The following is an 18,875-nucleotide window of genomic DNA, read 5'->3' as shown; positions in this document are numbered from 1 at the left end:
CAGGCAATATTTTTATGCCTGCGGGGTTTTGTTTTACTTCATCGGTTGGAAGGCTGGGATTAAAAGTATTTTGAGAGGAAGAGGAAGACATTATGCAGAAGAAATGGTTCAAGGGAATGGCTGCTGTCATGGCAGCAGCAGCACTGGCCGGCGCATTTGCAGGATGCGGCGGAGACAAGAAAGCTGCCCAGAGCGGCGCAGCAGGACAGACAGTTAAATTCGGATTTGTAACTGCATATACAGGCCCCGGCGCAGCTTATGGCCAGGCTATGAAGGAAGGCGTTGATCTCGCTGTCGAAGAAATCAACAAAGATCCGAAGACAAAGATGAAGATCGATCTCGTCACTTACGATACCAAGCTGAACAAGGCAGAAGCAATCAATGCTGTCAAGAAGTGCATTGAACAGGATAAAGTCCTCGCTATTGAAGGTCCGATGACATCTGGCGAAATGTTTGCTGCAGGTCCTGTTGCCCAGCAGTCCAAGGTCGTTGCCTTTGGTACCGGCACCACAGCTCCTGGCATCACCGATCTTGGCGACTACATTTTCCGTAATGCTATTCCAGGCAAACTCGCAATTCCGGTTACTGTACAGAAAGCTCATGACAAGCTTGGCTTCAAGACCGTTGCTGTCATGTACTCCAACAACAATGACCAGATGGTCGGCGAAAACAAGATTTATCAGGACGTATTCAAGCAGATGGGCGTCAATGTTGTAGATACTGAAACTTTCGCTGATAAAGATACAGACTTCTCTGCACAGCTGACAAAGATTCAGGCAGCTAATCCGGATGTCATCGCTATTGCAGGCCTCTATCAGGAAGGCGCTCTCATCGTCAAGAAAGCTCGTGAAATGGGAATGACCCAGCCAATCATCGGCAACAACGGCTTCAACAGCCCTGCATATATCCAGCAGGCAGGCGATGCTGCTAACGGCACACTCGTAGCTACCCCGTGGAACCCGGAACGCAAGAGCGAGAAGGCTCAGGCATTCCGCAAGGCATATGTTGCCAAGTATGGACATGAACCGGATCAGTTCGCTGCTCAGGCTTACGATGCTATGTACGTTATGCACCAGGCTGCTGAACAGTCCGGTACAACAACAGACCGCAAGAAATTCCGTGATACACTGGCTAAGATCAAAGACTTCGAAGGCGCTACTGGCAAATTCCAGTTTGACGAACACCGCGATCCGAAGATGGATCTGGACGTTCTGCAGGTCAAAGACGGAAAATGGGTACCGTTCGCTTAACAGGTCAGGAACTCCCTTTTCTGAAATAATCCATGAAAGAAGCACTGGAGGATCACTCCGGTGCTTTTTTCGTGAAAATTTTCAAAAAAACTGGACTATTGAAAGAACCGAACCGATATTCTATAATAGAAAGACAGAATATTTATTTGGTGAAAATAAGTTTGGTACTGGAAATGAGAAAAACGTACATATGCATTGATTTGAAGAGCTTTTATGCTTCTGTAGAGTGCGTAGCCCGTGGCCTTGATCCCTTTTCTTCCAACCTGGTTGTCGCCGATCCCGGAAGGGGGTATGGCGCGCTCTGCCTGGCGGTAAGCCCTGCCATGAAGGCGAGAGGAGTCAGAAACCGCTGCCGGCTTTTTGAAATTCCTCCGGAGATGAAGTATATCGCGGCGCTTCCCCGGATGAGGCAGTATATGGAGGTATCTTCTGATATCTACGAAAATTATCTGAAAATTTTCAGAAGGGAAGATATATATGCATATTCCATTGATGAATGCTTCATCGACGTCACATCCTACCTTCCCCTGTATCGTATGAGCGGGCGAAGCATGGCGCTCTTTTTAATGAAATCTATCTTTGTAAAAACAGGCATCAGTTCTTCGGCCGGAATCGGAAGTAATATGTTTCTGGCAAAGGTCGCAATGGACGTCCTGGCAAAGCATAATACCGAACGTGCAGCAGTCCTTAATGAAGACAGTTTCAAAGAGGAAATCTGGCATCACAGGCCCATCACGGATATTTGGGGAATCGGATCGCATATGGCGGCAAGACTGGCTAAATACGGCATCTTTGATCTGTATGGCGTCACGAAAGTCAATGAATCGCTTCTCTATAAGGAATTCGGAAAGAGGGCAGAATACCTGATCGATCATGCGTATGGGAGAGAACCCTGTACCATTTCGGATATCCATAGTTACACGCCGGCTGCCAGGTCTCTTTCCAACGGGCAGGTGCTGTTTAAGGATTATGATTATGAAAGCGCAAGGCTTCTTACGGGAGAAATGGCAGAGGTTCTGATCCAGCAGCTTTTAGAAAAGAATCTGGTGGCGGAGGGGATATCCCTTCATGTCGGATATTCAGGACATGAAAGGAGAGGAAGCGGAGGCAGCAGAAAACTGGAAACACCTACGGATATACCTAAGGATATATGGGCGGCATTTGACCGGCTGTATGTAGAAAAAGTCAGGGAAGGGATCCCGATAAGGACAGTCAACCTATGCTTGGAAAATGTCAGGAAAGCAGAAGAGGTGCCAAGGATTATGTCTTTATTCAGAAGCAGTGAGGAGGAGGACAGAGATAAAGAACTGGAACGGGTGATGATTCAGGTAAAAAGAGAATTTGGGAAAATGCGCTGCTCCGCGGTTTCAATTATGCGCCGGGAGCCATGCAGCAGACAAGAAACGGACTGGTAGGAGGACATCATGAGTGATAAGAAAAGAGTCGTGCAGTTTCTTCCCTTTAACGGACTGCGCGGATATGATGAAATGATCAGGAAGAAAAGGAAGATAAAGGAACCCAAGAAGGAAATATCAGAAAGAAGGGCAGCCTTTCTTGACCTGATGATCAGGAGCATGAGCAGGGGAGATCTGATCCGGTGCATCTTCTATAAAGACGATCATTATGAGGAAGAAAGCGGAATTGCGTCAAAAGTTGACGAAATAAAAAAAGAAATCGTAGTGAATGACAAAACGATTTCTTTTTCAGACATATGGGAACTTCATGACTGGGGAAGGGCAAAATAAAAGAAGCTGTGGCAAAATGAGTGCACATTTTGTCACAGCTTCTTTTTAATTTAAACAATCCTCAGAGCGTTTGGAATCCTTACCGTGCCCAGATGCTCAGACATATCCATGTAGAACTCTACATCTGCATAAAACGTGTCCATGACCTCGTTGAACGGGACATGATAGTCTTTGCTGAAGGAATATTCCAGATAGTAGGGAGCCCATCCTGCCTTCATGAAGAAGAATTTCATGGGATTGATTCCTTCTGCAGGCTGAAGATTTGCTGCATCAAGAAGTTCTTCTCCTGTTACTTCCCTGAATCCGAAATAGGATGTAATGGAAAGGACGAGAAGACGCAGCTTGTAATCCTTTTCCAGCAAATTCAATACATCCATATTGATTGTGAGCTTGTCTGCAATTTTTCGGATTTCCGCTTCCTTTGCCAGATATTCTTCCTCTGTCAAATCAATGGAAAATCCATCCTTTAATTCATGAAGCAGACCTTTCTTTTCTGAAACGGCATCAGTACTCATCGTGACAGCCTCCTTTGGAAAATATGAGCGATCGCGAAATGATGACTTCCTTGTATTCTCTTATCCTCATCGTAACATAACGAGAGAAAAGCGGCAAATGAATAGCAGGAATAAGGGCACAATAAAAAATCCTGCAGGGCCGTACCCCGCAGGATTTTTATTGCTTTATAAAGCATATGAAGCAGATTTCAAATCCTTATTTCTGCTCAGCAGCTTTTTTAGCTTCGATTTCCAGATCATAGGACTTCTGGATACGTACATAGTTTTCTCTGCGCTGGAGGGCATCTCTTTCGGTCTTTTCGAAGAGAGCTTCTGCTTCTTCAGGGAAGAGCTTAGCCAGGGAGGAGTAACGAACTTCTCCCATGAGGTATTCTCTGAAGTTGCCCTTCGGTTCACGGCTGTCGAGATGGAACGGATTCTTTCCTTCTTCGAGAAGAGTCGGGTTGTAGCGCCAGTTGCACCAGTAACCGCATTCTACAGCGCGTTTCTCTTCAGCAGAGGACATGCCCATTCCGGCTTTCAGGCCGTGGTTGATGCATGGAGAGTATGCAATGATCAGGGACGGTCCCGGATATGCTTCTGCTTCTGCAATAGCCTTGAATGCCTGGTTCATGTCAGCGCCAAGAGCAATCTGAGCTACATAGATGTATCCATAGGAAACAGCGATCATGCCGAGATCTTTCTTCTTTGTCTTCTTGCCGGAAGCTGCAAATTTTGCAATGGCAGCAGCCGGTGTGGACTTGGAGGACTGTCCGCCGGTGTTGGAGTAAACTTCGGTATCGAGAACGAGGACATTGACGTCTTCGCCGGACGCAAGAACCTGATCGAGGCCGCCGAAGCCGATATCATAAGCCCAGCCGTCGCCGCCGAAGATCCACTGGCTCTTCTTGATGAAGTGGTCTTTCAGTTCAAGGAGATCCTTGTATTCCGGATGAGCGGAGACTGCTGCTTCCAGAGCGCTTTCAAGTGTTTCAGCGCGGAGACGTGTGCCTGCGCCTACATCCTTCTTGTCAAGCCATTCTTCCATAGCTTCTTTGACATCGCCGGTTGCGGAAGGAAGAGCATTTGTAATTCTCTGAACAAGGCGGTCACGGAGTTTCTGTTCGCCGAGGTGCATGCCAAGACCGTATTCAGCGTTGTCTTCGAAGAGGGAGTTAGCCCATGCAGGACCCTGTCCGCGAAGGTTCTTTGTATAAGGCATGGACGGGGAGCTTGCACCATAAATGGAGGAGCAGCCTGTAGCGTTGGCAATGACCATGCGGTCACCGAACAGTCTGGTTACCATATTGATATAAGGTGTTTCGCCGCATCCTGCGCAAGCGCCGGAGAATTCGAAGTAGGTCGGTTCAAAGGCAGTGCCTCTGGCAGTTGTCTTTCCGATCGGGTTCGTTCTTTCCGGAAGCTTCATAGCATAATCCCAGAGATTCTGCTTGGAAATCTGGGTATCAAGCGGTTTCATCACAAGAGCTTTCTTCGGAGCCGGGCATACGTTAGCACAGATGCCGCAGCCATAGCAGTCTTCCTGATCGATGATGATGCGGAACTTGAGGCCTTTGACCGGTCCTCTGAATTCCTTGACGATGAATCCTTCAGGAGCAGCTTCTGCTTCTTCCTCTGTAATGAGTACAGGACGAATTGTTGCATGCGGGCAGACGATAGCGCACTGGTTGCATTCGATGCAGTTTTCAGCAATCCATTCAGGAACATTGATAGCAGCGGTCGGGCGTTCATACTTGGAGGTGCCGGACGGGAATGTGCCGTCTTCCATGCCGGTGAAGGTGGAAACAGGGAGGTCATCGCCTTCCTGACGGTTCATGACATCGCAGACGTTCTTTACGAAATCAGGACGTTCTACTCTAGCAATGGAGCCGCCGGTTGTTGCGTGAGCCCATTCTTCAGGAACCGGTACTTCAACAATGCCCTGCATGCCTGCATCAACAGCACGGTTGTTCATGTCAACGACATCCTGGCCCTTCTTGCCGTAGGAGTGTTCGTTGGATTCCTTCAGGTATCTGATGCTGTCTTCATCAGGAATGATGTGGGTCAGATGGAAGAATGCAGACTGCATGATCATATTGATGCGTCCGCCAAGGCCGATTTCCTTTGCAATTTCAAATGCATCGATGATGTAGAATTTTGCGTGGAGAGCAGCGAGTTTTCTCTTCATGCCGACCGGGAGGACTCTGTCGAGATCTTCTTTTCTCCATGTGGAGTTCAGAAGGAAGATGCCGCCAGGCTTGAGTCCGCGGAGAAGGTCATACTTGTAAATGTAGGATGGACGGTGGCAGGCAATGTAGTCTGCTTTGCTGATCAGGTATGGTCTTCTGATCGGGTCAGGTCCGAAACGGAGGTGGGAGATTGTTACGCCGCCGGATTTCTTGGAATCATAAGCGAAGTAGCCCTGTGCATAGAGGTCAGTGTGGTCGCCGATGATCTTGATGGCGCTCTTGTTGGCGCCGACGGTGCCGTCAGAACCAAAGCCCCAGAATTTGCAGGATACAAGCTTGCTTGGCATTTCCGGTACAGGAACAGGTGCCAGGGAGAGGTTTGTCACATCGTCGTTGATGGACAGTGTAAAGTTGTGGCGCGGTGTTTCTTCCTTGAGGTGTTCATAGACAGCCATGATGTCTTCCGGAACAACGTCTTTGGAACCAAGGCCGTAACGTCCGCCGCATACCTTGATGGAACGGCCGGAAGAAGCGATGGCGCTGACAACGTCGAGGTACAGCGGTTCGCCGATGGCGCCCGGTTCTCTTGTTCTGTCGAGGACAGCAATCTTCTTGACTGTATCCGGAATCTGGGACAGGAAATGCTTGACGGAGAACGGACGGAAGAGGTGGACGTTCAGTACGCCTACCTTTTCGCCATGTGCATTAAGGGCGTCTGTGACATCTTTGCAGATATCCGTGACAGAACCGATGGCAATGACGATGCGGTCAGCATCCGGAGCACCGTAGTAGTCAAAGAGGTGATATTCTCTGCCGGTGATGGCGCTGATCTTGTCCATGTAGCCCTGAACGATGTCAGGAAGTGCATTGTAATAGGGGTTTGCGGATTCGCAGTGCTGGAAGTAGACATCCGGATTTTCTGCTGTGCCGCGGATGACCGGGTGATTCGGGTTCAGAGCTCTTGCTCTGAAATCAGCCAGGGCTTCCTGATCGATGAGAGGAGCCAGTTCATCATAATCCAGGACTTCAATCTTCTGGATTTCATGGCTTGTACGGAAACCATCGAAGAAGTTGATGAAAGGAACGCGGCCTTTGATGGCAGCCAGATGAGCGACGCCGGAAAGATCCATGATTTCCTGTGCGTTAGCTTCAGCCAGCATAGCGCAGCCGGTAGCTCTTGCACTCATGACATCCTGATGATCGCCAAAAATGGACAAAGCATGGTTGGCCAGTGCGCGGGCAGCGATATGGAAAACGCCCGGAAGAAGTTCGCCAGCTACTTTATACATGTTTGGAAGCATGAGGAGCATGCCCTGCGATGCTGTGTAGGTAGTAGTCAGCGCACCGCTCTGCAGAGAGCCGTGGAATGCGCCGGATGCGCCGCCTTCGGACTGCATTTCAACAACATGTACGGTGTCGCCGAAAATGTTTTTCTTTCCGTGTGCGGACCATTCGTCTACCACTTCAGCCATCGGAGAAGAAGGGGTAATTGGATAAATAGCAGCTACTTCTGTGAAAGCGTAGGAAATATACGCAGCAGCTGTATTGCCATCCATTGTTTTTACTTTTCTCACAAATAAACACTCCTTTTTCTTTACAGAAAAATCTGGGCTTTCAGACTTTTCCTAAAATGCCCTCAAGAGGGACATATGCACAATGGAAGCAGCAGATGAAGCAGAAGAGAGCTTTAAAGGCCCTGATGATGGATCATTTCACTCATTCGTGAACACATGCCTTATTTATACTCTGAAAAACAACCTCAAGCCGCTGATTCTCTTGCAAGAACCCTGAAAATTATGTACAATGATTTTATGATAAATTTGCATAGGTATCCAGCGTTTTACTCAGCCAGAGTTATGCAAAACATTGCGCTTTTTCAGGGTGCATCTAGCAAAGGTAGATACATTATTATTATAAGATAAACTCAATTATTCCACAAGAAGAATTGGCCCCGGGCGCATGCATTCAATTGCTTTCCTAGGATAAAGAAAAGCATATACGGAAACAGGAGGAATATGCCATGGACTATCGTCACCTGAAGTATTTTATGGAAGTGGCGGAGCAGAAGAGCTTCAGCAAGGCGGCCAGAAATTTGCACATTTCACAGTCTGCAATCAGCCGTATGATCAAATCACTCGAAGAAGAGCTGGGGGTTACGCTCTTTATCAGAAATGCGAAGGCTGTAGAAATCACAGCCCCTGGAACCATCTTCCTAAACTATGCTAAGCGCTGCTTGTTTGTTTTTGAACATTTGAAATCAGACTTTGAAAATGAATTCAATCTGAAGCAGGATACGATCGAGATCGGACTTCCGCCTATTACGGATGCCCATGTATTCGCAAAGCTTCTCGGCGAATTCAAGAAAACATATCCGCAGATTGCCATCAAACTGTATGAACATGGTTCCAAAGTCATTGAATCATCCGTTCAGGAAGGCGTCATTGATGTAGGCATCATCTGCACCATCCCGAATAAGGATTTTGAATCTTTCTTCCTTTCTGAAGATGAGATGTGCGTTGTCATGCCAAAGGGCTATCCGCTGGAAGAACACAAGGAAGTCCCGATGAAACTTCTGGCAGACTATCCGCTCGTTCTTTACCGTGATGATTTCAATCTTCATGACGACATTCTTGCCAACTGCAAGAAAATCGGATTCACGCCGAAGGTTGTATTTGAAACCAGCCAGCGCGAATTGATGCTGCAGACCGTCATGAGCGGACTTGGCGTTGCCATCCTTCCTTCCCGTCTTTGCCCGGCAAACAGCGAAGACAGCAAGGTTGTCACCCGTGTCATGACAGAACCGCGCATGACGCATCATCTTTATGCGATCTGGAAGAAAGGCCGCTATCTGTCCAGAGCAGCCCGCCTGTGGATCGAATTCACTAAGGATCATCTGACACTTCTGAATGTAGATACAAAACTGGATGAAGGCATAAAGGAATAAAGTATCCGTGAGCAATTGGAAAGCTAAAATCGGCTGGAAGGATAAGAAGTATTTATACCTTGCACTGATCGCCCTGACGGGAATGACGATTTACCAGCAGGTCCTGATTATGGATTTGCAGACAAGGATGATGAATATAGAAGCCTCCCGCTATGATGATCAATTGAATGATATCCGCTGGGAAGCAGAAAAAGCGCTGGAAGAAAACAAGGAACAGCAGAAGGATATTCTTCACCTGCAAAAACACAGCTCGGAAGACCGTTTCCATATTATGGAAATGCAGTGGGATATGTACGGCAAGGGGGATCAATAAAATTACCCGGCAGACTGCATGGCAGGATGCCGGGAATTTTTATTTTAAAAGCAGGGGAAAAGCGCTGAATGAAGCGGTTTGACCGCATCCTAAAGAGTTCTTTAATTACGCTTGACAAATTTAGCATTAATGGGTATACTATTCAAGTAACTTACGTGCGGCCCGGTGGTGTAGTGGTCTAACATGCCGCCCTGTCACGGCGGAGATCGTCAGTTCAAATCTGATCCGGGTCGCCAGCGCGGAAGTAGCTCAGTGGTAGAGCACAACCTTGCCAAGGTTGGGGTCGCGGGTTCGAGTCCCGTTTTCCGCTCCATATGGCGGCATAGCCAAGCGGTAAGGCAGAGGTCTGCAAAACCTTTATCCCCAGTTCGATTCTGGGTGCCGCCTCCATATTTTTTAAAAGTTACCTGCCGGGGTGGCGGAACTGGCAGACGCAAGGGACTTAAAATCCCTCGAATCGTGAGATTCGTACCGGTTCGATTCCGGTCCTCGGCACCAATCAAGAATCAAACAGGCCGGAGCTTTGTGCTCCGGCCCTTTTAATTTATAAAAACATTTATCAGAGGTAATTATCATGGCGAAAAAAGAAAAAAAGACCAATGTGATGAGAATTCTGGATAAAGAGAAAATTGATTATGACACAAAGTCCTACGATTACACGGAAGAGGACCTTTCCGGCGTTCATGCAGCTGCAGCGTTAGGCTATGATGCAGATATGGTATTCAAGACAATCGTCACCAAGGGGGATAAGACAGGCCCGGTTGTTTTCTGTCTTCCTTCTGAAAAGGAAATCGATTTGAAAGCAGCGGCCCGTGTAAGTGGAAACAAGAGTGTCGAAATGATTCATGTCAAGGAACTTCCGGGGCTGACCGGATACATCCGGGGCGGATGCTCGCCGATTGGTATGAAGAAGGAATTTCCTACCTATATTGATGAAAGCTGCTACAATCATGAGCGGATCAGCATCAGCGCGGGCCAGAGAGGACGCCAGGTACTGATTGCACCGAAAGATCTTGTAGAACTGGTTCATGCGGAGACAGCCGATCTGACGCAGAAATAAAATACAGGAGCTTTATGAAAATCTGTTTTGTGCAGTAAAAAGACTGCGATGAAATGTATGTACATTTTGTTGCAGTCTTTTATTGCCGTAGAATCGATGGTATTTTGCATAGAAACTGCAGGCTCGTAAGGAGAAAAAAGCAGGTACGGGGCCTGCCTTAGTGTTCTTAAGCCTGCATGTGAAGAACCTGGCAGGAATGATGACCTGGTATAAAAATAACTAAACTAAATTAAAATGAAAGAAATTTATTATATACATGTTATAAATGATAAAATTTCTATAAAGTGATATAATAAAGATGTAAGAAAAAGGATGCTGTGAACAGCCATTCCCGGAAACATGATATCCGGGAAACGGCTGCTGCACAGACAGAACGGAAGCGGAATCCGATTGATTTAACACTTCCTTTCTCTTCCCTCGCGGCCGTAATTGTTTTTATCCCATCCTTTTCTTGTTACGGGCGCGGGATGTATCCGGATTCCGATTCTTGAAAAAAAGACCTCTTTTGAGGTCTTTTTTCGTAAGTAAATAAAACAGGAGCAATGAGAAGGGGCTCTAATGATGGTATAATAAAAGAAAAGCTATGCCGGCAAGGAGGGAGATTATGTTTATTTCAGGAATGACTGTGGAAAATTACAGGACGTTTCAAAATGTAAGTTTTCATTTCGACAGCCAGGTCAATTATATTGTAGGGGACAATAATATAGGGAAGAGTAATTTCCTGAGCCTTCTGAAATCGGCTACGCACGGATATGGATTCAAGGAAGCAGATTTTCTGGATCCGGATCTTCCGATACGGGTTACCTTTGATTTGACGACAAAAGACGAAGGCGGCAATGATTCCATCCGGATCGAGCTTAAACAGTCTGTCCGGGAAATTGTGCCGCGTCTTTACAATATGGATACAGGGGAAACGCTTCCTCTTGAATACATGCGCTGCCTTTTCTGCCTGGATTTTGCTCTCTCTGAAATTCCTAAAAATATGCTGGATGACAATCTGGCCGGCAGGACGATCAGCATCTTCTACGAATATCTTTCCTATGGCCCGGAGGCTGTGGAAGAAGTGGAACGCATGATGAACGAAAGAGGTTTTTCCATTTCCCTTCCAAAAGATGATCCTCATAAGGCCGCGCTGGTTCTTTTTAGTGAAATTTTCGGTGCGCAGATTTCCGGTACTTCTTATGATTCCACGATGAAGCTGATGATTGCCGTGGGGGTTTCGCTTCTTGTGCTGATGCGGGAAAAACGGGAAAGCCGTGCGATTTCTTTTGAGAATATCATCATGACGAAGAATGACGGAACGCGTCTTCTTCCGGTCATTGTGAATATCGATGAACCCGAGCTCCATCTGCATCCATACATCCAGCGTGCTCTTCTGGCATTCTGCCGTTCCATCCTGAATAACAAGGAAAGTTTCTTCTTGAAGCTTGTACAGAACCTTCTTGGTGTGGATGGACTGGATGGGCAGCTCTTTGTCGTCACTCATTCTACGGATGCCCTTATCAATGACTACCGGAAGATTATCCGCATGTACAGGGATGATAAGGAAATGGTACGTGCTGCCTGCGGTTCTTCCTTCCATTTTGACAGTGAAATAGAAAAGCATCTGATCATGCATTTTCCGGAAGTGAAGGAAGCCCTTTACTCCCGCTGCACGATCCTTGTCGAAGGAGAGACGGAATACGGTTCCTTCGGCTATTTTGCAAAGACCCTCGGCGTACAGTTTGATTATCATGGGATCTGCCTCATCAATGCACGGGGAGAAAGTTCCATTTCAAAGATTGCTGAATTGATCCGCCGTTTCCACATACCGGCCGTATGCCTCTATGACAGGGATGTCATGGGATCAAGGCACCATTCTCCGTATGTCTTTTATACAGACTATATTTGTTTTGAAATGGATGTCGTAAAATCCTGCCTGTCACATGGGAAACGAAAGCTTCTTGATGACGTCATCGGGGATATTGAAGAAGCGGGGGATGTCGTAAGCTCTGCGCTGATCAAGAAAGCAGGAGCCAAGCTGGGTGTTCCGAAGGGCTTTTATCCGCCAAAGAAGCTGAAGAATATTAATCCAAGAGATGAGAAAGCGCAGGAGTTCTATTACTTTGCCTGGCTCTATGGGAATAAAGGCGTTATCATAGGGCGCGCTCTGGGGAAGAGGCTGACGGAAAATGAAATTCCGCCTGCTTTTGCAAGAACCATTCATGCGGCTGTCCGTTTTTCTGCCGGTAATAAGGGACAATCCAACGAAAATTAGGAGGTCTTTAGGCAGCTGGATTTTTCTATAATGAAAATTTAACAATTTTGCTATTGAAAAACCGGAGTATACCTTTTAAGATTATAAAGATATCATATTTTGTTGTTTTTAAGGAGGCCGGCATGAACGCGATTTCGCTCAAAGGCCGTTCTGTCCTCGGACTGCAGGATTTTACAGCCGGGGAAATTGAACGGATTCTGGAAGTGGCAGCACAGATGAAAAAAATTGTACTGTCTGATAACAAAAAGCGGGATTTCCTGAAAGGTAAATCCATTGTGACAGTGTTTTCTGAGGCATCAACGAGAACACGCAGTTCTTTCGAGCTTGCCGGTAAATACCTGGGAGCCGATGTTATCAATATTACAAAGAGCGGCAGCTCGATGACGAAAGGTGAAAGCATGCGAGATACATTGCTTACTGTTTCCGCTATGGGAGTAGATGCAGTGATTATTCGTGATTCGTCAGAGGGTGCCGCTCTTTTTGCATCCAAAGTAATGAGCCCCAAGGTCAAGGTGCCTGTTGTCATCAATGCAGGCGATGGCGCGCATGCTCATCCGACGCAGGCGCTGCTCGAACTTTTCACATTAAAGGAAGCAGGCAAGAATATCAAAGGAATGAAGTATGTCATCATTGGCGACATTCTCCACTCCCGCGTTGCGCGAAGCGATATTTACGGGTTTACGAAGCTGGGGGCCGAAGTACATCTCGTGGGCCCGTGCACTTTGGTTCCCAAGGAACTCGAGTCAATGGGGGTCATCGTTGATGACAATCTTGAAGATGCATTAAGGGATGCTGATGCGATCAATATTCTTCGCATCCAGCTTGAAAGAGCCGCGGGCGGATTCATTCCGACAACAAGAGAATATGCACGTCTCTTCGGTATCAACAAGAAGAGACAGGAGCTTTGCAAGAAGGATGTGGCCATCATCCATCCGGGCCCGATGAACCGTGGCATAGAAATCGGATATGATGTGGCTTACGATGAAGCATCCTGGATTCAGGAAGAAGTAAGAAACGGCGTAGCAGTGCGTATGGCATTGGAGTATTTGACACTGACGGAGGGCAAAGACATTGAAGCTGGTCATTAAAAACGGAATCATTGTAAATCCTGCCAGAAAGCAGCATGAAAAAGGCGACATTGTCATAGAAAATGGAAAAATCCTCTCCATTGGCGGGACTGCAGATACAGAAGGCGCAGAAGTTTATGATGCAAATGGCTTGTTTGTCGCACCAGGGCTCATTGATATGCACGTCCATCTCCGTGAACCCGGACAGGAAGCCAAGGAAGATATTCACACAGGCACGCAGGCAGCAGCCGCAGGCGGCATCACGCGTGTCGCAACAATGGCCAACACAAAGCCTGTCATCGATAATGCAGCAGTCTTCAGGGATGTGCTGAGACGCGTCGATGAATGCGGTGTCGTCAAGGTCAGCGTCATCGGTGCTCTTTCTAAAAATCTGGAAGGGAAGCAGCTCTCTGAAATGGGAGACATGGCAGCCGAAGGCGCAGCCGCTTTCTCTGATGACGGCCATTATGTAGAAAGCGCAAACTTCATGCGAAGGGCTATGGAATATGCAGACATGCTGCACAAGATGGTTATCGACCACGCAGAAGATGCAACCATGTGCTCCGGCGGTTTCATGAATGAAGGAAAGGTATCTTATGCAATGGGCATGACCGGAAGACCGGCAGCCGGGGAAGATATCGCAGTAGCAAGAGATCTCCTTCTGTCAGAAATGACGGGATGCCATATCCATATCGCCCACGTCAGCAGTGCAAAGGCAGTGGAACTGATCCGCGAGGCCAAGGCGAAGCATGTGAACTGCACCACGGAAGTCACATCCCAGCATCTCTACTTTACAGATGAATGGCTGAAGAATTATGAGTCTTCCTTCAAGATGGCACCGCCAATCCGCACGGAAGACGACAGGCAGGCTCTGATTGAAGGATTGAAGGATGGCACAATCGATGCCATCATTACCGATCATGCGCCGCACTGCAACGAAGAAAAGGATGTTCCTTTCAACTGTGCGCCTAACGGCATTGCAGGGCTGGAAACGTCTCTTGCTTCTGCACTGACGGTTCTTTGCCACAACAACGGATTTACGATTGACCGCCTTATTGAACTCATGAGCGTCAATCCGGCACGTCTCCTTGGCGTAGAAGGAGGAGTTCTTGAAGAAGGAGCTGCTGCCGATATTGTCGTCATCGATCCGGACAAGGAATGGACAGTTCATGGAAATGAACTTTATACGAAATCACTTTTCACGCCTTATGAAGGACTGACTTTGAAGGGCAGGGCTGTGCTTACAGTCGTAGATGGAGAGATTGTCATGAAGGAAGGGAAGGTACTGAAATGAAAGGCCTCTTGGTTTTAGAAAACGGCGCCCGCTTCGAGGGTGATCTCCTGGGAACAGTAGAAGGAATGGGAGAGCTCGTATTCAATACGGGCATGACAGGATACCAGGAATGCTTCACGGATCCGTCTTATGAAGGACAGATCCTGACGCTGACATATCCGCTGATCGGCAACTACGGTGCAAATGATCTTTTCATGCAGAACAGGAAACCGGCTGCTGCAGGATATGTTCTGGATCAGATCGCAGAGCATCCGAGCAACTGGGAATGCAAGGAAAAGATTACGGATTTCATTGAAAGATACCATGTGCCATGCCTCTACAACGTAGATACAAGAGCGGTTACAAGAATGGTCCGCACACAGGGTGTCATGAAAGCTGTCATCGTTTCTGCCGACAGAGGCGAAGATTTCATTCAGGAAGCTCTGGCAAAACCGATGCACAAGAATCAGGTTGAAAGAGTAACGACCGCTTATCCATATACATACGGGGACGGCAAGTACCAGGTATCCCTTCTTGACTGCGGACTGAAGAAGAATATTCTTGTCAGTCTGGCGGCCAATGACTGCACAGTGCATGTATTCCCGGCCCACACAACAGCTGAGGAACTTCTCGCATCCGATCCGGACGGAATTTTCCTTTCGCCGGGGCCAGGAGATCCGCAGGACGTGCCATATGTCGTTGAAACAGTTAAGAAACTGATCGGAAAGAAGCCGATTTTCGGTATCTGCCTGGGAATCCAGATGCTCTCCACAGCCTTAGGCGCTCATACCTTTAAGCTGCCTTTCGGACACAGGGGATCCAACCACCCGGTCAAGGACCTCAGAACCGGCCGCGTATATATCACGAGCCAGAACCATGGTTATGCAGTTTCCGATGAAGGACTGCCCGATTGCATTGAAGTCACACACAGAAGCGTCAACGACGGAACCATTGAAGGCATCCGCCATAAGACACTTCCGATTCAGGCAGTGCAGTATCATCCAGAAGCTTCACCCGGACCGAAGGATAACTTCTATCTCTTTGCTGAATTTACGAAGGCCATGGAGGAGTTCAAAAATGATAAATAAAGATGTGAAAAAAGTTCTCGTCATTGGCTCTGGTCCTATTGTCATCGGACAGGCTGCAGAGTTTGACTATGCAGGTACACAGGCCTGCCGCTCCCTTAGAGAAGAAGGCGTGGAAGTCGTTCTTGTCAACAGCAATCCATCCACAATCATGACCGATGTAGATATCGCTGACCGTGTATATATCGAACCGATTACGCTCCCATTCGTAACGGAAGTCATCAAGAAAGAACGTCCGGATGCCCTTCTTGCCACACTTGGCGGACAGGTCGGTCTCAACATGGCTGTTGAGCTTGCTGATGCAGGTGTGCTGGACAAGTATAATGTAAAGCTTCTCGGTTCTTCCCTCCATGCAATCAAGCATGCAGAAGACAGAGAACTCTTTAAGGAAGCTATGGAAGAAATCCATCAGCCGGTTCCTGAATCAGAAATTTTCGAAGACCTGGAACCTGCTGTCGCTTTCGCAGATAAGATCGGATATCCGGTCATCATCCGTCCTGCTTATACCCTGGGCGGCACTGGAGGCGGCATTGCGCATGACCGCTACGAAATGGAAGAAATTGCCAACCGCGGTATTAAGCTTTCTCCAATCAGCCAGATTCTGGTTGAACGCAGCATCGCCGGCTGGAAAGAAGTAGAATTCGAAGTCATGAGAGACGGCGCCGATAACTGCATTATCGTCTGCGCTATGGAAAATATCGACCCGGTCGGTGTTCATACCGGCGATTCCATCGTCGTTGCTCCTACGCAGACTCTGACAGACCAGCAGTACCAGATGCTCCGTACAGCTTCCCTTGATATCATCCGCTACCTCCGCATCGAAGGCGGCTGCAATGTGCAGTACGGCCTTGATACCAAGACGAATCAGTACTACGTTATCGAAGTCAATCCGCGTGTCAGTCGTTCATCGGCTCTGGCATCGAAAGCAACCGGATATCCGATTGCCAAGGTAGCAGCAAAGATTGCCCTTGGCATGCATCTTGATGAAATTACCAATGCTATTACAGGGAATACAAAAGCATGTTTTGAACCATCCATCGACTATGTTGTATGCAAATTCCCAAGATGGCCGTTTGAAAAGTTCACGCTTGCTGACCGTGAAATTGGAACACAGATGAAGGCAACCGGCGAAGTCATGGCACTCGACCGTACACTGGAAGGGGCTCTCCTTAAAGCACTCCGTTCCCTGGAAGTCGGAGGCGGCTACCTGCACCTGGATAAGCTTGACGGGCAGTCCCTCTATGATATCCGCTGCCTATTGAGACGCATTGACAATGAAAGAATCTTTGTCGTCGCTGAAGCACTCAGAAGAGGCATTGAACCTGAAGAAATCAACCGTATTACAAGAATCGACCTCTTCTTCATCTACAAGATCCAAAACATCATCATGATGGAACGCCGCCTCATGAAAGAAGGACTGACGGTCGAATCCCTCAGGGCTGCCAAGAGAATCCAGATGCCTGATGAAGCGATTGCGCATTTCTGCGAGGTCACTCCCAAGGAAGTGGAAAACTTCAAGAGAAAGGCCAACGTGCATCCGGACTTCAAGATGGTCGATACCTGCGCTGCTGAATTTGAAGCGCATACGCCATATTACTACTCTACCTACGGTGCAGAAGACGAAGTAAAACCGCAGGGGAAGGGTTCCGTTGTCGTATTCGGCTCTGGTCCGATCCGCATCGGGCAGGGCATCGAATTTGACTACTGCTCTGTCCATGCTTCCTGGGCTCTCAGGAAAGCAGGAAAGAAATCCATCGTCATCAACAACAACCCGGAAACCGTTTCGACCGACTTTGATACGTCCGATTCCCTGTACTTTGAACCACTGACAGAACAGGACGTCATGGAAATCATCGATAAGGAAAAACCGGAAGGCGTCATCTGCCAGTTCGGCGGACAGACTGCCATCAACCTGGCAACACCGATGGCAAAACGAGGTATCCGCATTATCGGTTCCTCCAATGAATCCATCGATATGGCAGAAGACCGTGAACGCTTCGACACATTGATGGGCCAGCTTGGCATTGCACGCCCGAAGGGCTGCCTTGTTGAAAGTGTTGAAGAAGCTATGGCAAAGACAGAGGAGCTTGATTATCCGCTGATTGTCCGCCCAAGCTATGTCCTTGGCGGAAGAGCCATGCAGATCGTTTATGATCAGGCTGAACTGAAACAGTACCTGAAGGAAGCCGTTGTCGCATCTCATGAGCATCCAGTCCTGATCGACCAGTACATGGTCGGCCGTGAAGTGGAAGTCGATGCTATTTCCGACGGCGTCGATGTCTGCATCCCGGGCATCATGGAGCAGATTGAACGTTCCGGCGTTCATTCCGGCGACTCCATTGCTGTTTATCCTCCGCAGCATCTCTCTCAGGAAATCATTGAAACGCTGACCGATTACACAGGAAGAATTGCAAGAGCCATGAACGTCAAGGGCCTCGTCAATATCCAGTTCATCGTAGTCAGTGGCAAGGTCTATGTCATTGAAGTCAATCCGAGAGCCAGCCGTACGGTTCCATTCATGAGCAAAATTACCGGTATCAATATGGTTGAATATGCAACAAGAGTCGCTCTTGGTGAATCCCTGAAGGATACAGGACTTCCGCTCGGACTTGTACCGGACAAAGGCTATGTAGCCGTTAAAGCACCGGTATTCTCATTCTCTAAACTGGGACTTGTTGAAATCAAGCTCGGGCCGGAAATGAAATCCACCGGCGAAGTCATGGGCATCGGACACACCTATCAAGAAGCGCTTTACAAAGCAGTCGTTGCTGCGCATCTTACCGTTCCATCTCATGGCAATGTCCTGATTACCGTCAGCGACCGCGATAAGCCCGAAACGGCTGAACTTGCCCGCGGGTTCGTCAACCTTGGATATCATCTGATCTGTACATCCGGTACAGGTTCCTATTTCCAGAACCTTGGAATTCCGGTTGAAATCATCAAGAAAATCCATGAAAAGGGTGAAAACTGCGAAAAGTATCTGAAACGTGGCAAAGTCGACATGGTACTCAATACGATTTCCTATGGAAGCCAGATCGAACAGGAAGGCTATGACCTCCGCCGCATTGCGGTCGAACTCGCTATCCCGTGTATTACGTCTCTGGATACAGCCAAGGAAGTACTGCGCGTCATGGCATCGACCGGAGATGATTATCACGTGGAAGCCATTCAGGATTATGTGAAGGAGAACTGAAAAAG

Annotated in this window: 14 protein-coding genes and 4 tRNA genes; 16 read left to right on the top strand and 2 right to left on the bottom strand. The window is 47.9% G+C overall.

Annotated elements, in window-relative coordinates:
- The first annotated feature begins 92 nt into the window (after nt 1–92).
- The 3 genes from OIM03_07630 to OIM03_07620 all read left to right on the top strand — a co-directional run bounded on the left by OIM03_07630 (nt 93) and on the right by OIM03_07620 (nt 2,995).
- Nucleotides 93–1,250 (top strand): ABC transporter substrate-binding protein, encoded by a 1,158-nt coding sequence (locus OIM03_07630; protein ID HJI74140.1) that lies wholly within the window; start codon nt 93–95, stop codon nt 1,248–1,250.
- Between the two features lie 173 nt (nt 1,251–1,423).
- Entirely contained in the window at nt 1,424–2,665 is a 1,242-nt protein-coding gene (locus OIM03_07625) for a DNA repair protein (protein ID HJI74139.1), read from the top strand.
- A 72-nt stretch (nt 2,666–2,737) separates the two neighbouring features.
- Complete coding sequence (locus OIM03_07620) at nt 2,738–2,995, top strand: hypothetical protein (GenBank protein HJI74138.1); 258 nt, start codon at nt 2,738–2,740, stop codon at nt 2,993–2,995.
- A gap of 50 nt (nt 2,996–3,045) precedes the next feature.
- Here the strand turns inward: OIM03_07620 and OIM03_07615 are convergent, their stop codons facing one another.
- Complete coding sequence (locus tag OIM03_07615) at nt 3,046–3,510, bottom strand: hypothetical protein (protein HJI74137.1); 465 nt, start codon at nt 3,508–3,510, stop codon at nt 3,046–3,048.
- Between the two features lie 196 nt (nt 3,511–3,706).
- On the bottom strand, nt 3,707–7,234 hold the full coding sequence (nifJ, locus tag OIM03_07610; GenBank protein HJI74136.1) for a pyruvate:ferredoxin (flavodoxin) oxidoreductase: 3,528 nt from the start codon (nt 7,232–7,234) through the stop codon (nt 3,707–3,709).
- Nucleotides 7,235–7,334: 100 nt separating this feature from the next.
- Between nifJ and OIM03_07605 the strand changes: the two genes are divergently transcribed.
- The 13 genes from OIM03_07605 (at nt 7,335) to carB (ending at nt 18,870) form a co-directional block, all read left to right on the top strand.
- Entirely contained in the window at nt 7,335–7,469 is a 135-nt protein-coding gene (locus OIM03_07605) for a hypothetical protein (GenBank protein ID HJI74135.1), read from the top strand.
- A gap of 229 nt (nt 7,470–7,698) precedes the next feature.
- Complete coding sequence (locus tag OIM03_07600) at nt 7,699–8,622, top strand: LysR family transcriptional regulator (protein HJI74134.1); 924 nt, start codon at nt 7,699–7,701, stop codon at nt 8,620–8,622.
- A 7-nt stretch (nt 8,623–8,629) separates the two neighbouring features.
- Complete coding sequence (locus OIM03_07595) at nt 8,630–8,935, top strand: hypothetical protein (GenBank protein ID HJI74133.1); 306 nt, start codon at nt 8,630–8,632, stop codon at nt 8,933–8,935.
- 159 nt (nt 8,936–9,094) lie between these two features.
- Nucleotides 9,095–9,171, top strand: a tRNA-Asp gene (locus tag OIM03_07590).
- Nucleotides 9,172–9,173: 2 nt separating this feature from the next.
- A tRNA-Gly gene (locus OIM03_07585) sits at nt 9,174–9,248 on the top strand.
- Nucleotides 9,249–9,251: 3 nt separating this feature from the next.
- Nucleotides 9,252–9,325, top strand: a tRNA-Cys gene (locus OIM03_07580).
- Between the two features lie 19 nt (nt 9,326–9,344).
- Nucleotides 9,345–9,433, top strand: a tRNA-Leu gene (locus OIM03_07575).
- A 73-nt stretch (nt 9,434–9,506) separates the two neighbouring features.
- Nucleotides 9,507–9,995 carry a Cys-tRNA(Pro) deacylase gene (ybaK, locus tag OIM03_07570; protein HJI74132.1) on the top strand — a complete coding sequence of 163 codons (489 nt, stop codon included), beginning with the start codon at nt 9,507–9,509 and terminating at the stop codon, nt 9,993–9,995.
- A gap of 604 nt (nt 9,996–10,599) precedes the next feature.
- Complete coding sequence (locus OIM03_07565; protein ID HJI74131.1) at nt 10,600–12,252, top strand: AAA family ATPase; 1,653 nt, start codon at nt 10,600–10,602, stop codon at nt 12,250–12,252.
- 122 nt (nt 12,253–12,374) lie between these two features.
- Nucleotides 12,375–13,340 (top strand): aspartate carbamoyltransferase catalytic subunit, encoded by a 966-nt coding sequence (locus OIM03_07560; protein HJI74130.1) that lies wholly within the window; start codon nt 12,375–12,377, stop codon nt 13,338–13,340.
- Nucleotides 13,324–14,613: a dihydroorotase gene (locus tag OIM03_07555; GenBank protein HJI74129.1), complete on the top strand. Its 1,290-nt coding sequence runs from the start codon at nt 13,324–13,326 to the stop codon at nt 14,611–14,613. Before OIM03_07560 ends, OIM03_07555 begins: the two co-directional genes overlap by 17 nt.
- Nucleotides 14,610–15,680: a glutamine-hydrolyzing carbamoyl-phosphate synthase small subunit gene (gene carA, locus OIM03_07550; protein HJI74128.1), complete on the top strand. Its 1,071-nt coding sequence runs from the start codon at nt 14,610–14,612 to the stop codon at nt 15,678–15,680. The genes OIM03_07555 and carA overlap by 4 nt, the downstream gene beginning before the upstream one ends.
- The gene (gene carB, locus OIM03_07545) at nt 15,673–18,870 is read left to right on the top strand and encodes a carbamoyl-phosphate synthase large subunit (GenBank protein ID HJI74127.1); all 3,198 of its coding nucleotides are present in this window, start codon (nt 15,673–15,675) and stop codon (nt 18,868–18,870) included. The genes carA and carB overlap by 8 nt, the downstream gene beginning before the upstream one ends.
- Nucleotides 18,871–18,875 lie beyond the last annotated feature (5 nt).

It is taken from the genome of Veillonellaceae bacterium, assembly GCA_025992895.1.
Taxonomy (GTDB): domain Bacteria; phylum Bacillota; class Negativicutes; order Veillonellales; family Dialisteraceae; genus Dialister.
Note: the sequence above shows the minus strand (reverse complement) of the source record. Positions and strands in the feature narration are given on the sequence as shown.

What these genes read in the sequence shown, in the direction of transcription:
- carA (HJI74128.1), top strand. Translation starts at nt 14,610, where the DNA reads ATGAAAGGCCTCTTGGTTTTAGAAAACGGCGCCCGCTTCGAGGGTGAT.
- OIM03_07605 (HJI74135.1), top strand. Translation starts at nt 7,335, where the DNA reads ATGGAAGCAGCAGATGAAGCAGAAGAGAGCTTTAAAGGCCCTGATGAT.
- OIM03_07620 (HJI74138.1), top strand. Translation starts at nt 2,738, where the DNA reads ATGATCAGGAAGAAAAGGAAGATAAAGGAACCCAAGAAGGAAATATCA.
- OIM03_07565 (HJI74131.1), top strand. Translation starts at nt 10,600, where the DNA reads ATGTTTATTTCAGGAATGACTGTGGAAAATTACAGGACGTTTCAAAAT.
- OIM03_07560 (HJI74130.1), top strand. Translation starts at nt 12,375, where the DNA reads ATGAACGCGATTTCGCTCAAAGGCCGTTCTGTCCTCGGACTGCAGGAT.
- OIM03_07625 (HJI74139.1), top strand. Translation starts at nt 1,424, where the DNA reads ATGAGAAAAACGTACATATGCATTGATTTGAAGAGCTTTTATGCTTCT.
- OIM03_07600 (HJI74134.1), top strand. Translation starts at nt 7,699, where the DNA reads ATGGACTATCGTCACCTGAAGTATTTTATGGAAGTGGCGGAGCAGAAG.
- nifJ (HJI74136.1), bottom strand. Translation starts at nt 7,234, where the DNA reads ATGGATGGCAATACAGCTGCTGCGTATATTTCCTACGCTTTCACAGAA.
- OIM03_07630 (HJI74140.1), top strand. Translation starts at nt 93, where the DNA reads ATGCAGAAGAAATGGTTCAAGGGAATGGCTGCTGTCATGGCAGCAGCA.
- OIM03_07615 (HJI74137.1), bottom strand. Translation starts at nt 3,510, where the DNA reads ATGAGTACTGATGCCGTTTCAGAAAAGAAAGGTCTGCTTCATGAATTA.